16 protein-coding genes are annotated in these 15,163 nt (G+C 71.7%); all 16 read right to left on the bottom strand.

What is annotated here, in order from left to right; genetic code table 11:
- Positions 1-20 precede the first annotated feature (20 nt).
- On the bottom strand, positions 21-1,229 hold the full coding sequence (gene metK, locus HGK68_RS07605; RefSeq protein WP_169165420.1) for a methionine adenosyltransferase: 1,209 nt from the start codon (positions 1,227-1,229) through the stop codon (positions 21-23).
- Between the two features lie 38 nt (positions 1,230-1,267).
- Positions 1,268-2,473, bottom strand: coding sequence for a bifunctional phosphopantothenoylcysteine decarboxylase/phosphopantothenate--cysteine ligase CoaBC (gene coaBC, locus HGK68_RS07600; RefSeq protein ID WP_169165419.1), 1,206 nt, complete (start codon positions 2,471-2,473; stop codon positions 1,268-1,270).
- Between the two features lie 11 nt (positions 2,474-2,484).
- Entirely contained in the window at positions 2,485-2,748 is a 264-nt protein-coding gene (rpoZ, locus tag HGK68_RS07595) for a DNA-directed RNA polymerase subunit omega (RefSeq protein WP_168629020.1), read from the bottom strand.
- A gap of 38 nt (positions 2,749-2,786) precedes the next feature.
- Positions 2,787-3,365, bottom strand: coding sequence for a guanylate kinase (gmk, locus tag HGK68_RS07590; protein WP_206155826.1), 579 nt, complete (start codon positions 3,363-3,365; stop codon positions 2,787-2,789).
- A gap of 52 nt (positions 3,366-3,417) precedes the next feature.
- Positions 3,418-3,729 carry an integration host factor, actinobacterial type gene (mihF, locus tag HGK68_RS07585; protein ID WP_169165417.1) on the bottom strand — a complete coding sequence of 104 codons (312 nt, stop codon included), beginning with the start codon at positions 3,727-3,729 and terminating at the stop codon, positions 3,418-3,420.
- Between the two features lie 210 nt (positions 3,730-3,939).
- A complete protein-coding gene (gene pyrF, locus HGK68_RS07580) occupies positions 3,940-4,764 on the bottom strand; it encodes an orotidine-5'-phosphate decarboxylase (RefSeq protein ID WP_246260713.1) in 825 nt (274 codons plus the stop codon).
- A gap of 29 nt (positions 4,765-4,793) precedes the next feature.
- Positions 4,794-8,099, bottom strand: a complete 3,306-nt coding sequence (gene carB, locus HGK68_RS07575) for a carbamoyl-phosphate synthase large subunit (protein WP_169165415.1) — start codon at positions 8,097-8,099, stop codon at positions 4,794-4,796.
- Entirely contained in the window at positions 8,099-9,268 is a 1,170-nt protein-coding gene (gene carA / locus HGK68_RS07570) for a glutamine-hydrolyzing carbamoyl-phosphate synthase small subunit (RefSeq protein ID WP_169165414.1), read from the bottom strand. The genes carB and carA overlap by 1 nt, the downstream gene beginning before the upstream one ends.
- Positions 9,265-9,771, bottom strand: a complete 507-nt coding sequence (locus HGK68_RS07565; protein WP_169165413.1) for a PH-like domain-containing protein — start codon at positions 9,769-9,771, stop codon at positions 9,265-9,267. The genes carA and HGK68_RS07565 overlap by 4 nt, the downstream gene beginning before the upstream one ends.
- A complete protein-coding gene (locus tag HGK68_RS07560) occupies positions 9,771-11,105 on the bottom strand; it encodes a dihydroorotase (RefSeq protein ID WP_169165412.1) in 1,335 nt (444 codons plus the stop codon). The genes HGK68_RS07565 and HGK68_RS07560 overlap by 1 nt, the downstream gene beginning before the upstream one ends.
- Positions 11,102-12,130 (bottom strand): aspartate carbamoyltransferase catalytic subunit, encoded by a 1,029-nt coding sequence (locus HGK68_RS07555; RefSeq protein ID WP_169165411.1) that lies wholly within the window; start codon positions 12,128-12,130, stop codon positions 11,102-11,104. Before HGK68_RS07555 ends, HGK68_RS07560 begins: the two co-directional genes overlap by 4 nt.
- Positions 12,130-12,708, bottom strand: coding sequence for a bifunctional pyr operon transcriptional regulator/uracil phosphoribosyltransferase PyrR (pyrR, locus tag HGK68_RS07550; RefSeq protein WP_169165410.1), 579 nt, complete (start codon positions 12,706-12,708; stop codon positions 12,130-12,132). The genes HGK68_RS07555 and pyrR overlap by 1 nt, the downstream gene beginning before the upstream one ends.
- 295 nt (positions 12,709-13,003) lie before the next feature.
- Positions 13,004-13,420, bottom strand: a complete 417-nt coding sequence (gene nusB / locus HGK68_RS07545) for a transcription antitermination factor NusB (protein ID WP_169165409.1) — start codon at positions 13,418-13,420, stop codon at positions 13,004-13,006.
- A 1-nt stretch (position 13,421) separates the two neighbouring features.
- Entirely contained in the window at positions 13,422-13,985 is a 564-nt protein-coding gene (gene efp / locus HGK68_RS07540) for an elongation factor P (RefSeq protein WP_169165408.1), read from the bottom strand.
- Positions 13,986-14,075: 90 nt separating this feature from the next.
- Positions 14,076-14,450, bottom strand: a complete 375-nt coding sequence (locus HGK68_RS07535; RefSeq protein WP_169165407.1) for a hypothetical protein — start codon at positions 14,448-14,450, stop codon at positions 14,076-14,078.
- Positions 14,447-15,112: a hypothetical protein gene (locus tag HGK68_RS07530; protein WP_169165406.1), complete on the bottom strand. Its 666-nt coding sequence runs from the start codon at positions 15,110-15,112 to the stop codon at positions 14,447-14,449. Before HGK68_RS07530 ends, HGK68_RS07535 begins: the two co-directional genes overlap by 4 nt.
- Between the last annotated feature and the right edge of the window lie 51 nt (positions 15,113-15,163).

Raw genomic sequence — 15,163 nt, 5'->3', positions numbered from 1 at the left:
AGCCGCGCTCCGTTCCTCGATCAGCCGATGGCGGCGCGCAGCGCGTCCACCCGGTCGGTCTGCTCCCAGGTGAAGTCGGCCAGGTCACGGCCGAAGTGCCCGTAGGCGGCGGTCTTGCGGTACACCGGACGCAGCAGGTCCAGGTCCCGGATGATCGCCGCGGGACGCAGGTCGAAGACCTCGCGGATGGCGGCGGTCAGCTGCTCGTCGGAGACGGTGCCGGTGCCGAAGGTCTCCACGTACAGCCCGACCGGCTGGGCCTTGCCGATCGCGTAGGCGACCTGGACCTCGCAGCGCTTGGCGAGACCGGCGGCCACCACGTTCTTGGCCACCCAGCGCATCGCGTAGGCGGCGCTGCGGTCGACCTTCGACGGGTCCTTGCCGGAGAACGCGCCGCCACCGTGCCGGGCCATGCCGCCGTAGGTGTCGACGATGATCTTGCGGCCGGTCAGACCGGCGTCGCCCTGCGGCCCACCGACCACGAAGGTGCCGGTGGGGTTCACCAGCAGGCGGTAGTCGGAGGTGTCGATGTCGAGGTTCGCCGCCTCGAGCACCGGCTTGACCACGTGCTCGGCGATCGCCGGGACCAGCTGGTCCTCCAGGCGCACGTCCGGGTCGTGCTGGGTGGAGAGCACGATGGTGTCGATCTTCACCGCACGGTCGCCGTCGTAGGCCACCGTGACCTGGGTCTTGCCGTCGGGGCGCAGGCCGGGGACGATCCCCTCCTTGCGCACCAGGGTCAGGCGCTCGGCCAGCCGGTGCGACAGCCAGATCGGCAGCGGCAGCAGGCTCGGGGTGTCGTCACTGGCGTAGCCGAACATCAGACCCTGGTCGCCGGCGCCCTGCAGGTCCAGCGGGTCGTGGTCGCTCGCGTCCTGGCGGGCCTCCAGCGCCTTGTCGACACCCTGGGCGATGTCCGGCGACTGCTGGCCGATGGACACCGACACACCGCAGGAGTCGCCGTCGAAGCCGATGTCCGAGGAGGTGTAGCCGATGCCGCGCACCACGTCACGGATGATCTGCGGGATCTCCACGTAGGCGCTGGTGGTGACCTCACCGGCGACGTGCACCAGGCCGGTGGTCACCATCGTCTCGACGGCGACCCGGGCGGACGGGTCCTGCTCCAGCATCGCGTCCAGGATCGCGTCGGAGATCTGGTCGCAGATCTTGTCCGGGTGTCCCTCGGTGACGGATTCGGAGGTGAACAGGCGCATCGCGGCATCGGTCATGGGCGACAGGCTAACGAATGCGGCGCACTGCTCGGTGCCTACTGCGCCATTCGGTCCGCGACGACATCCCAGATCGCGTGCGCGACGGTGTCCTTGCTGCCCGAGGCGCCCCCGACCTCGATGCCGGAGCCGTCCAGCAGGGTCACCGTGTTCTCCGCCGTCCCGAAGCCGACACCGACGCCCACCTGGTTCACCGCCAGCAGGTCGGCACCCTTGCGCAGCGCCTTCGCACGGCCGTGGTCGAGCACGTCGCCGTGTTCGTCACCGGTCTCCGCGGCGAAGCCCAGCACCAGTTGTCCGGGCACGGACCTGGTGGCAGCCAGCTCGGCCAGGATGTCCGGGTTCTGCACCAGCTCCAGCGGCGGGACGGTGCCGTCGGGCTGCTTCTTGATCTTGTGCGACGCATGGGCCGCGGGCCGGAAGTCGGCGACCGCCGCCGCCATCACCACCACGTCGGCCCGCTGCGCCGCGGTGTGCATCGCCTCGCGCAGTTCGGCGGTCGACTCGACGGACACCAGCGCGACACCGGCCGGGGCGGGCACCGTGAGGTTCGCGCCGACCAGCGTCACCTCCGCACCGCGGGCGAGGGCGGTCCGGGCCAGGGCGACCCCTTGCTTCCCGGAGGACCGGTTGCCGAGGAACCGCACCGGGTCCAACGGCTCACGGGTGCCGCCGGCGGAGATCGTCACCCGCAGGCCGGTCAGATCGCGGCGCCCACCGGTGTGCACGGCCGCCAGGGCCGCCGCGACGATCGCCTCCGGCTCGGGCAGGCGACCGGGCCCGGTGTCAGCACCGGTCAGGCGACCCGAATCCGGCTCGATGACCAGGACACCCCGCTCGCGCAGGGTGGCGACGTTCGCCCGGGTCGCGGCGTGCTGCCACATCTCGGTGTGCATCGCCGGCGCCATCACCACCGGGCAGGTGGCGGTGAGGAGGGTCGCGGTGAGCAGGTCGTCGGCGCGGCCGTGGGTGGCGCGCGCCAGCAGGTCGGCCGTAGCCGGAGCCACGATCACCAGCTCGGCCTCCCGACCGAGCCGGACATGCGGAACGTCCGCGACGTCCTCGAACACCTCGGTGCTCACCGGGTGCCCGGAGAGGGCTTCCCAGGTGGCACGGCCCACGAACTCGAGGGCGGCACGGGTCGGGACGACGCGGACGTCGTGGCCGGACTCGGTGAGCAGACGGAGGATCAGGGCAGCCTTGTAGGCCGCGATCCCCCCGGCCACACCGAGGACGATGCGCATGCTGGGGACTTTCAGTCCTCGGGGTGCTGCGCGGTCAGCAGACCGGCGTCGATCTCACGCATGGCGATCGACAGCGGCTTCTCCTGCGGGCGGGTCTCCACCAGCGGGCCGACATACTCGAGCAGACCCTCGTTCAGCTGGGCGTAGTACGCGTTGATCTGACGCGCCCGCTTGGCCGAGTAGATGACCAGCGCGTACTTGGAGTCGGAACGCTCCAGCAGGCGGTCGATCGGCGGGTCGGTGATGCCGATGGGCTCGGCGACAGTTCCGGACACGGTTCTCCCCAACATCGAGACAGGATTCGCCGAGCAGTCTACTCGGTCGGCGCAACCGGCAGCCCCATCAGGGACACCAGCTCGTCGGTGGCCCGGTGCACGTCGTCATTGACGATCACGTGATCGAACTCGGACTCGGCTGCCAGCTCGACCCGGGCGGTGGCGAGCCGACGCTCACGCTCCTCCGCGTCCTCGGTGCCGCGACCGACCAGCCGGCGCACCAGCTCGTCGAAGGACGGCGGTGCCAGGAACACGAACTGGGCGTCCGGCATGGTCTCGCGCACCTTGCGCGCCCCCTGCAGGTCGATCTCCAGCAACGCGGGCTCCCCGGCGGCCAGTCGTTCCTCGACCGGCCGCCGGGGGGTGCCGTAGCGATTGCGGCCGTGCACGAGCGCCGTCTCCAGCATCTCGCCACTGGCCTCCATGGCGTCGAACTCCTCCGGCGACACGAAGTGGTAGTGCACCCCGTCCACCTCGCCGGGCCGCGGGCTGCGCGTCGTCGCGGAGACCGAGAGCCACACCTGCGGGTAACGCGCCCGCAGGTCGGCCGAGACGGTGCCCTTGCCCACGGCAGTCGGTCCGGCCAGCACTGTCAGCCGGGCGTGGGGTCGGGTCATGGGGTGCTCCTGGTTCGTGCGGCGCGAATGGTCGATCCGACGCCACCGCGACTCACCCGAAGCGGTCGACCAGCGCCTTCACCTGGTGCGGGCCGAGGCCGCGCACCCGCCGGGTCTCCGAGATGCCCACCTCGGAGATGATCTGGCGTGCCTTGACCTTACCGACTCCGGGGAGCGACTCGAGCAGGGCGAGCACCTTGAGCTTGCCGATGACCTCGTCCTTCTGGCCCTGGGCGATGACCTCGGAGAGCTTGCCCTGGGAGTACTTCAGCTTGTTCTTGACCTCGGCTCGGGCCTGGCGGGCCGCCGCTGCCTTCTCGAGGGCTGCGGCGCGCTGCTCGGGAGTGAGAGTCGGAAGTGCCACGTCAGTCACCTTCTCGTCGCTGGTCTGCGGGACAACGCATGAGACCGGTCGTTCACCCCCGACCGGGCGGCGCCGGACGGCCTCATCGGTCGATAGTGGCACGCAATCCGCGGTGTGGCACGTCACAGCGCCGACCAAGGATCCGTGCAGCCGCAGGTGAGCCGGGTGCGGGGGGCCGAGTCGACGCCCCGCACCCGGATCGGACCGGGTTCAGCGCAGTGCGCGCTGCGCCTCGGCGCTCGCCAGGGCCGCCGCCCGACGCAAGTCCGCGATGTCCGGCCCGGCCGTCAGCACCCCGCGGGAGGACGACGCCAGCACGTCGGCCCGCGCCTCGCCGAACACCGCCGCCAGCTCCGCCGCACCGGCACCCTGCGCACCCACGCCCGGCGCGAGCAGCGGGCCGCGCACGGCGGGCAGGTCGACGCCCAGACGCCGGGCGGCGTCGCCGATAGTCGCGCCGACCACCAGGCCGACCGAGCCGAGCCGGGCGCCGGAGGCGGCGATCTCGGCGCCGTTCAGGGCGGCCGCCTCCCGGGCGATCCGGTCGGCCACCGCGATGCCCTGCTCGTCCCGGGCGTGCTGCACGGCCGGGCCCTCCGGGTTGGAGGTGAGCGCCAGCACGAACAGTCCGCGACCGGCGGCCTGGGCCGCCTGCACCGCCGGGGACAACGACCCGAAGCCGAGGTACGGCGACACGGTGAGCGCGTCACCGGCCAGCGGCGAGCCGTCCCGCAGGAAGGCGTCGGCGTAGGCCCCCATCGTCGAGCCGATGTCGCCGCGTTTGGCGTCGACGATCACCAGGGTGCCGGTCTGGCGGCCGGCGGCGATCACCTCCTCGAGCACCGCGAGTCCAGCCGCACCGTGCCGCTCGAAGAACGCCGCCTGGGGTTTGACCGCCGCGACCCGTCCAGCGACCGCGTCCAGCACCGTCAGCGCGAAGCCGCGCAGCCCGGCGGCGTCGTCGGTCAGACCCCAGTCGTGCAGCAGGGACACGTGCGGGTCGATGCCGACGCACAGCGGCCCGTGCTGGTCCATCGCCGCGGCCAGGCGCGCCCCGAAGGCGCTCACCGGGCCGCCCGGGCCAGGTCGTGCTCCTGCAACGACGCGACCGCGAACGGACCGGAGCGGGCAGCCTCGATCGCCTGGACCGCGGCGGAGAACTGCTGCACCGTCGTGACGATCGCCTTATCGGCGGCGGTCGTGGCGGCGCGGATCTCGTAGCCGTCGGCCCGGGAGCCCTGGCCGGACGGGGTGTTGATCACCATGTCCACCTCACCGGAGGAGATCAGGTCGACGATGGTCGGCTCCCCCGCCGGGCCGCGGCCCGCCGAGTTCTTGCGGACCACGGTCGAGCTGATCCCGCTGCGCTTGAGCACCGACGCCGTGCCCTCGGTGGCCAGGATGGTGAAGCCCAGCTCCGACAGCCGCTTCACCGGGAACACGATGGAGCGCTTGTCCCGGTCGGCGACCGAGATGAAGACGGTGCCGGACTCGGGCAGCCCGCCGAAGGCGGCCGCCTGCGACTTGGCGAAGGCGGTCGGGAAGTCCGAGTCGAAGCCCATCACCTCACCGGTGGAGCGCATCTCCGGGCCGAGGACGGTGTCCACCGCGGTGCCGTCGGCGGTGCGGAACCGCTTGAAGGGCAGGACGGCCTCCTTCACCGCGATCGGTGCGTCCAGGTCGATCACCCGGGCGTCGGTGGCGGGCAGGACCCCGGCGGCGCGCAGGCCGGCGATCGACTTGCCGGTCATCACCAGGGCGGCCGCCTTGGCCAGCGGCACACCGGTCGCCTTGGACACGAAGGGCACTGTGCGCGAGGCCCGCGGGTTGGCCTCCAGGACGTAGAGCACGTCGGAGGCCAGGGCGAACTGGATGTTGATCAGGCCACGGACGCCCACCCCCTGGGCGATCGCCTCGGTGGAGACCCGGATCCGCTCCAGCTCGGTCGCGGACAACGTGATCGGGGGCAGCACGCAGGCCGAGTCGCCAGAGTGGATACCGGCCTCCTCGATGTGCTCCATCACGCCGCCGAGGAAGAGCTCGGTGCCGTCGTAGAGCGCGTCCACGTCGATCTCGATCGCGTCGTCCAGGAACCGGTCGATCAGCAGGGGGGGCATGTGTGCCCGACCCGACTGCGCGGCGTCGGCCAGTGCCCGCTCCACGTACTCGGTGAGCTGCTCGGCGGAGTAGACGATCTCCATGCCGCGCCCGCCGAGGACGTAGGACGGCCGGACCAGCACCGGGTAACCGATCCGCTCGGCGGTCGCCTTGGCGGCGGCCAGGCTGGTCGCGGTGCCGAAGGCCGGGGCGGGCAGACCCGCCTCGGCGAGCACCCCACCGAAGACCCCGCGGTCCTCGGCGGCGTCGATTGCCTCCGGGCTGGTGCCCAGGATCGGCAGTCCGGCGTCGGCGAGCCGCTGGGCCAGCGACAGCGGGGTCTGGCCGCCGAGCTGGACGATGATGCCGGCGACCGGTCCGGCGGCGCGCTCGGCCTCGTAGACCTCCAGCACGTCCTCGAAGGTCAACGGCTCGAAGTACAGCCGGTCGGCGGTGTCGTAGTCGGTGGACACCGTCTCCGGGTTGCAGTTGACCATCACGGTCTCGTACTCGCCCTTGAGCGCCAGGGTGGCGTGCACGCAGGAGTAGTCGAACTCGATGCCCTGACCGATCCGGTTCGGGCCCGAGCCCAGGATCAGCACCGCCGGACGGGTGCGCGGCGCGACCTCGGTCTCCTCGTCGTAGGAGGAGTAGTGGTACGGCGTGCTGGCGGCGAACTCGGCGGCGCAGGTGTCCACCGTCTTGAACACCGGGCGCAGCCCCAGGGCGTGCCGCACCTCCCGGGCCACGTCCTCGCTCATGTTCCGCAGCGAGGCGATCTGGGCGTCGGACAGGCCGTGCCGCTTCGCCTTCGCCAGCACCGAGCGGTTCAGCTCGGTGGCAGCGGCGGTCTCGGCGGCGACCTCGTTCATCAGCTGGATCTGGTCCAGGAACCACGGATCGATGCCGGTGATGTCGTAGACCTCGTCCACGCTCACCCCGGCGCGCAGCACCTGCTGGACGTCCACCAGGCGGTGCTCGGTCGGCCGCGCGAGGGTGCCCTTGAGGGCGTCCAGCTCGGCACCGGTCAGCGCGTCGCCGTCCCAGTGGAAGTTGGTGCCCTTCTTGTCGATCGAGCGCAGCGCCTTGCCCAGTGCCTCGGTGAAGTTGCGGCCCAGGGCCATCGCCTCGCCGACCGACTTCATGGTGGTGGTCAGGGTCGGGTCGGCGGCCGGGAACTTCTCGAAGGCGAACCGCGGCACCTTGACCACGACGTAGTCCAGGGTCGGCTCGAAGGACGCCGGGGTGGAGCCGGTGATGTCGTTCGGGATCTCGTCCAGGGTGTAGCCCACCGCGAGCCGGGCGGCGATCTTGGCGATCGGGAAGCCGGTGGCCTTGGAGGCGAGGGCGGAGGACCGCGACACCCGGGGGTTCATCTCGATCACGATGATCCGGCCGGTGCGCGGGTCGACGGCGAACTGGATGTTGCAGCCGCCGGTGTCCACGCCGACCTCGCGGATCACCGCGATGCCGATGTCGCGCAGCTTCTGGTACTCGCGGTCGGTCAGGGTCAGCGCCGGGGCGACGGTCACGCTGTCGCCGGTGTGCACGCCCACCGGGTCCACGTTCTCGATCGAGCAGACCACCACGACGTTGTCGTGCTTGTCCCGCATCAGCTCGAGCTCGTACTCCTTCCAGCCGAGGATCGACTCCTCCAGGAGCACCTCGGTGGTCGGCGAGTAGTGCAGGCCCTGGCCCACGATCCGGCGCAGGTCGGCCTCGTCGTAGGCGATGCCGGAGCCCAGACCACCCATGGTGAAGGACGGCCGGACGACGACCGGGTAGCCCAGGTCCTCGACCGCGACCAGCGCCTCGTCGATGGTGTGGATGATGGCCGACCGGGCGGACTCGCCGCCGCAGACCTCGACCACCTGCTTGAACTGCTCCCGGTCCTCGCCCTTCTGGATCGCCGGGATGTTCGCGCCGATCAGCTCGACGTCGTACTGCTCCAGCACGCCCGCCTCGTCCAGGGCGATGGCGGCGTTCAGCGCGGTCTGCCCACCCAGCGTCGGCAGGATCGCGTCCGGGCGCTCCTTGGCGATGATGCTGGTCAGCACCTCGGTGGTGATCGGCTCGACGTAGGTGGCGTCGGCGAACTCCGGGTCGGTCATGATCGTCGCCGGGTTCGAGTTCACCAGGACGACCCGCAGGCCCTCCTCCTTGAGCACCCGGCACGCCTGGGTGCCGGAGTAGTCGAACTCGCAGGCCTGGCCGATCACGATCGGGCCGGAGCCGATCACCAGGACGGACTGGATGTCGGTGCGGCGCGGCATCAGGCGTCCGTCCCTTCGTTCTGCTGTGCGGTGGTCATCAGGTCCAGGAAGCGGTCGAACAGGTACCCGGCGTCGTGCGGACCGGCCGCCGCCTCCGGGTGGTACTGGACGCTGAACGCGGGCAGGTCGAGCGCGTTCAGCCCCTCGACCACGTTGTCGTTCAGGTCGATGTGCGAGACCTCGACCCGGCCGTAGCGGCCGTCGTCGTAGGGGGCGGTGGACACCGCGTCGACCGGGGCGTCGACCGCGAAGCCGTGGTTGTGCGCGGTGATCTCCACCTTGCCGGTGCGGCGGTCCAGCACCGGCTGGTTCACCCCGCGGTGGCCGTAGCCCAGCTTGTAGGTGCCGTAGCCGAGCGCCCGGCCGAGCAGCTGGTTGCCGTAGCAGATGCCGAAGAACGGGATCCGGCGGTCCAGCACCGCGCGCAGCAGCTCGATCTCGTGGGTGGCGGCCGCCGGGTCGCCGGGGCCGTTGGAGAAGAACACCCCGTCCGGGGCGACCGCGAGCACGTCCTCGATGGTCGACAGTGCCGGCAGGACGTGCACCTCGATGCCGCGCTCGGCCATCCGCGCCGGGGTCATCGCCTTGATGCCCAGGTCGATCGCGGCCACCCGGGCGACGGTCTCGCCCTGGGCCGGGACCACGTAGGCCCGGTCGGTGGAGACCTCGCCGGCCAGGTCCGCGCCGGACATCTGCGGGGACGACTGGACGCGGGCGACCAGGTCCTCGGTGGTGCGGGTGCGCCCGGAGTCGTCGAGCAGCGCGTCGCCGGAGACGATGGCCGCCCGCATCACCCCCCGCTCACGCAGGTGCCGGGTCAGCGCGCGGGTATCGATGCCGCTGATCCCGACCACGCCCTGGGCGGCCAGCTCCTCGTCCAGCGACCGCTCCGAGCGCCAGTTCGACGCCCGGCGTGCGGGATCGCGGACCACGTAACCCGCGACCCAGATCCGCCCGGACTCGGGGTCCTCGTCGTTGACGCCGGTGTTGCCGATGTGCGGCGCGGTCATCACGACGATCTGACGGTGGTAGCTGGGGTCGGTCAGGGTCTCCTGGTACCCGGTCATCCCGGTGTTGAAGACGATCTCGCCCAGGGTCTCGCCGGTGGCCCCGTAGGCCTCCCCGGCGAACGTCCGCCCGTCCTCGAGGACCAGCAGTGCGTCCGTCATCGTGTCTCCTTGGTGTGTGCAATCAGGTTCGTGACGGCCTCGCGCAACGTCAGCGCGTCAGCCGGATGGCGCAGTCGCAGGCCGGTGTCCAACCGGTGCGCGCCGTGCTGCCAGGTGAGGATCGTCAGGCCGTCGCCGCCGACCACCTTCCCGGCCATGCCGCCGGAGGTGCCCACCGCGAGCAGATCAGCCCGGGCGATGAACACATCCGGCGCCGCTCGTCGTCGCAGCTCGACCCCGGTGTCCCAGACCCGGACGGCCACCACCGAGCGGACCCCGAAGCCGTGGGCGGCGATCCGGTCCAACCAGTCGCCGGAGCGAGTGCTGGACACGTAGGTGCCGACCAGCTCGTCGGTCAGCGGCGCGCCCGGATCGGCTGGCGTCGTCGGTGGTGCCGCGACGTCGGAGGTGGCCCGCACCCGTCGACGCCACCCCACCACCATCAGCACCAGCAGGGCGGCACCCAGGACGCACAGGATCGTGACCGAGACGGCCGGGGGCATCAGCGGGCACCCACGGCGGCATGCCGGGACACCGCGGAGTCCTGTGGCTGCCCGTCGAGCACGGTGGCCCGCCCGCGCAGGAAGGTCGCCACCACCCGGCCGGGCAGCTCGCGCCCGTGCATCGGGGTGTTGCTCGCCGCCGTCGCCTGCTCCTGGGCCACCACCGTCCGGCGCGCGGCCGGATCGACCAGCACCAGGTTGGCGGGCTCACCGACCGCGATCGGCCGCCCCTGGTCCGTGACCCGACCGATGCGGGCCGGGGTGCTCGACAGCACCCGGGCGACATCCGCCCAGGTCAGCTTGCCGGTGTCCACCATGGTCAGCTGCACCACGGACAGCGCGGTCTCCAGGCCGGTCATGCCGAAGGCGGCGGCGGCCCACTCGCAGTCCTTGTCCTCGCGGGTGTGCGGGGCGTGGTCGGTGCCGACGATGTCGATGGTGCCGTCGGCCAGTCCCTCGCGGACCGCGTCCACATCGGCCTGGGTGCGCAGCGGCGGGTTCACCTTGAACACCGGGTCGTAGCCACGGGCCAGGTCGTCGGTGAGCAGCAGGTGGTGCGGGGTGACCTCGGCGGTGACGTCGATGCCGCGGGACTTGGCCCAGCGCACGATCTCCACCGACCCGGCGGTCGACAGGTGGCACACGTGCAGCCGCGAACCGACGTGCTCGGCCAGCAGGACGTCCCGGGCGATGATCGCCTCCTCGGCGACCGCTGGCCAGCCCTGCAGCCCGATCTCCGCCGACACGATCCCCTCGTGCATCTGGGCGCCCTCGGTCAGCCGCGGCTCCTGGGCGTGCTGGGCGATCACGCCGTCGAAGGCCTTCACGTATTCCAGCGCCCGCCGCATCAGCACCGGGTCGTGCACGCACTTGCCGTCGTCGGAGAACACCCGGACCTCGGCGGCCGAGTCGGCCATCGCGCCCAGTTCGGCCAGCTGCTCCCCCGCCAGCCCGACACTGACGGCGCCGACCGGGTGCACATCCACCCAGCCCGCCTCGCGGCCGAGCCGCCACACCTGCTCGACGACACCCGCGGTGTCCTGCACCGGGGTGGTGTTCGCCATCGCGTGCACGGCGGTGAAGCCACCGACCGCGGCGGCGCGGGTGCCGGAGGCGATGGTCTCGGCGTCCTCCCGGCCCGGCTCGCGCAGGTGGGTGTGCAGGTCGACCAGCCCGGGCAGCAGCACCAGGCCGGTCGCGTCGATCTCGACCGCGTCCTCGGGGGCACGGCGACGGGCATCGGCACCCATCGCGAGGATCATGCCGTCGTCCAGCAGCAGATCCGTGCGGGCCTCGCCCAGCGGTGCGGCATCCGTGATCAGGTACGCGGTCATCGGGTGGCCTCCTGGGTGGTCGGGACGAGGAGTTCGGCGGGGGTCCGGGCCTGGCCGGTGGCGTCGCCGTCACCCGCCAGCAGCAGGTACAGCGCCGCCATCCGGACCGCGACGCCGTTCGCCACCTGCTCGACGATCACCGAGCGCGGCGAGTCGGCGGCGTCGGCGCTGATCTCCAGCCCGCGGTTCATCGGGCCGGGGTGCATCACGATCGCGTGCTCCGGCAGCATCGCCAGTCGACGGGCGTCCAGGCCGTACAGCCGGGTGTACTCCAGCGGACCGGGGAAGAACCCACCGCCCGACGTCGACATCCGTTCGCGCTGCACCCGCAGCATCATCACCGCATCCGGCCGATCGGCCAGCACCTCGTCCAGGTGGTAGGACACCGCGCACGGCCACGGCTCGATCCCGACCGGCAGCAGGGTGGGCGGGGCCACCACCGTGACCCGGGCACCCAGGGTGTGCAGCAGGTCGACATTGGACCGGGCCACCCGGGAGTGCAGCACGTCCCCGACCACGGCGATGTGCAGCCCCGACAGGTCGCTGCCCACCCCGTCCCGGTTCGCCGCGGTGCCCTTCAGGTGCCGCCGGATGGTGAAGGCGTCCAGCAGCGCCTGGGTCGGGTGCTGGTGGGTCCCGTCACCGGCGTTCAGCACCGCCGCCTCGGTCCAGCCCGCGTGGGCCAGGGTGTGCGGGGCGCCGGATGCCTGGTGCCGGATCACGATCGCGTCCGCGCCCATCGCCTCCAGGGTCAGAGCGGTGTCCTTGAGGGACTCCCCCTTCGACACGCTGGACCCCTTGGCGGCGAAGTTGATCACGTCGGCGCTCAGCCGCTTGGCGGCGGTCTCGAAGCTGATCCGGGTCCGCGTGCTGTCCTCGAAGAACAGGTTCACCACGGTGCGACCGCGCAGGGTGGGCAGCTTCTTGATCTGCCGGCCCTGGGTCGCCGCCATCTGGCTCGCGGTGTCCAGCACGTGCACGGCGGCCGCGGTGTCCAGGTCGGTGGTGCTCAGCAGGTGACGCATCACTCGCCCCCCTCGATCAGCACCGCGTCCGACCCGTCGGACTCGGCCAGCAGCACCCGCACCCGCTCGGCGGTGGAGGTCGGCAGGTTCTTGCCCACGTAGTCGGCACGGATCGGCAGCTCGCGGTGACCGCGGTCGACCAGCACCGCCAGCTGCACCGCCTTTGGCCGGCCGAGGTCGTTGATCGCGTCCAGCGCCGCACGAATCGTCCGGCCGGAGAACAGCACGTCGTCCACCAGGACCACCACGCGGCCGTCGATCCCGGCCGGCGGCTCGACCGTGCGGCCGATCGCCCGGGTGGGATGCTGCGCCAGGTCGTCGCGGTACATCGTCACGTCCAGCGCACCGACGATCTGCTCGGCGACCACGCCCGGCTCGACCGCCGCGAGTCGCTCGGCCAACCTCTGCGCCAGCGGGACACCCCGGGTCGGGATGCCGAGGACGACGACGTCGGCGCCGCCCTTGTTGCGTTCCAGGATCTCGTGCGCGACGCGCGTCAGTGCGCGTGCCACATCCTGCTCACCCAGCACCACGGTGGATCCACCACCGCCGCCGGGCACACCTGTGCCGGAGCTCATCCGGGCCACTCCTTCCCCGCCTCACTGGACGGTGTTAAAGGAACTGCCTGTCTCCGGCACCCTACCCCGGGTCCGGGCGGGGGCCGCCACCGGGCTCGGGGTGATGTGGACCACGAACCATGCCTGTGGACAACCGGCTGCGGGCCTCCGTCGCCCTGGCCGGGCACCTCGGAGGCCCGTCCGAGTCCCGAACGGCGCGAACCCCGGGGCCCCGCCATCCGGCGGGAACTCCCGGGGTTCACGTGGCCACACCCACCGCGACGGGTCGGCATCACCGACCGGCGGACCGGAGCGCTCAGCCCAGCAGCGTCGGCTTCAGGTCCACCACGCGGCCGAGCAGACCGTTCACGAAGGACGGGCTCTCGTCGGTGGACAGCCCGCGGGCGAGCTCCACCGCCTCGTCGACGGCGACCGCGTCCGGCACGTCCTCGTTGAACAGGATCTCCCAGGTGCCCAGGCGCAGCAGCACCCGGTCCACCGCGGGCATCCGGTCCAGCGTCCAGCCGTGCGAGTGGGTGGCAAGCACCTCGTCGATCCGGTCCTGCTGGGCGCACACGCCCTCGACCAGTTCCACCGAGTACTGCGGCAGCGCCGCCTCGGTGCCCGGCTGGACGATCCGCTCGGCGAGCAGGGTCATCGGGTCGACGCGGCGCTGCTCCGCCTCGAACAGGACGTCCAGCGCGCGCTTGCGCGCCTTGGTGCGTGCTCCCACGTCAGTCGTTCACGCGGCCCAGGTAGGAACCGTCGCGGGTGTCGACCTTGACCTTGGTGTCGGACTCGATGAACAGCGGGACCTGGATCTGGTAACCGGTCTCCAGGGTGGCGGGCTTGGTGCCACCGGTGGAGCGGTCGCCCTGCAGGCCGGGCTCGGTGTAGGTCAGCATCAGGGTCACCGACGGCGGCAGCTCCACGTACAGCGGGTTGCCCTCGTTGGTGGCCACGGTGGCGATCTGGCCCTCGAGCATGAAGTTCTTCGCGTCGCCCACGACCGCCGCCGGGATGGTGATCTGGTCGTAGGTGTCGGTGTCCATGAAGACGAAGTCGTCGCCCTCGAGGTACAGGTACTGCATGTCGCGCTTGTCGACGTTCGCGGTCTCCACCTTCAGGCCCGCGTTGAACGTCCGGTCGACCACCTTGCCGGAGAGCACGTTCTTCAGCTTGGTGCGGACGAAGGCACCGCCCTTGCCGGGCTTGACGTGCTGGAACTCGATGACCGTCCAGAGCTGGCCGTCGATCTTCAGCACGGTGCCGTTCTTGAGGTCGTTCGTCGTCGCCACGTGACTGCCTTCTGTCAGAGATTCGGGGTCGTGCCCCACCGTGCAGGATCTGCGCGTCCGCATCGGGACGGGGCCGGGCCGCCGACCATCTTAGCGGGTGAGCAGCCAGCGGCCGAGCACACCGACGGCACCGGCCCACAGGAAGGACGCGAGGGTGCCGATCACGAACCGCTCGGAGACCCCGGCGTCCTTGCCGTCGCGCAGCTCCGGGTAGCGACCCAGGCCCTTGATCGCGACCACCACCGCGATGCCCGCCGCCTGGTCGGCCAGCAGGCAGCCGGTGACCGCGAGCCGTTCCAGGATGCCGATCCAGGTGCCGCCGCGCAGGCGCTCCTTGGCCCGTCGCACCCGGGCGGGGTCGCCGCGGTCGGCCAGCCGCAGCACCAGGGCACTGACCCACCAGCCGAGGCCACCGCTGACCACCAGCAGTCCGAGCACGAGGAGGGCTTGCCACCAGACGCTCACCCTGTCGCTCCCTCGTCGTCGTTCGAGCGACCATCGTCGGACAGGCCGGCAGCCAGTCGGAGCAGGCGCGCCGCGGCCGGCCTGGCCGCGACCTCCTCGGCCCACATCGCGGCCCGCAGCCGCGCGCTGACTGCCTGCTGACTGATCCCGAGCAGGCCGGCGATGTCCGCCTGGCGCCTCTGCTCCGGTCCGGACATCAGGTCGATCGCCGCCCACCCGGCCGCGCTCCGGCGCGCGACCACCGAGCCGATGATGGCCAGCACGCCCTCTGCCTCGGCGGCCAGGGCGGGATCCGGGCCGCGCACGGCGAGCGGCACCGCACGCTGGCGGGACTTCGCGGCCTCGACCGCCTCACGCGCGTGGATGAACGCGGTCCCCGATCCGGCACGCGATGACGCGGGCAGCGGTCGGTCCACGGTCCCGGTGCCGATCCCGACCGTCCACCCGCCCATCCGGATCAGGAACAGCGCCAGGGCGACGACCAGATCCGCGTCGGCGATCACCGCCTGGACCTCGTCGCCGACGGTCCGCTCGAACGGCAGCACGACGTCGCGAGGGCCGGCGACGGTCAGGGGCGAGTCGTGCGCGAGCGAGTCGAGCACGTGCTCGACCCGGTCACCGACTCGGCGACTGCCCTCCTGATCCACCGTCATCGTCCACATGTAACGACCTTAACGACTTGTGATCGGGAAAACAATGATCCAGGTATGTTC

Source organism: Cellulomonas taurus (assembly GCF_012931845.1).
Classification (GTDB): Bacteria; Actinomycetota; Actinomycetes; order Actinomycetales; family Cellulomonadaceae; genus Cellulomonas; species Cellulomonas taurus.
Note: the sequence above shows the minus strand (reverse complement) of the source record. Positions and strands in the feature narration are given on the sequence as shown.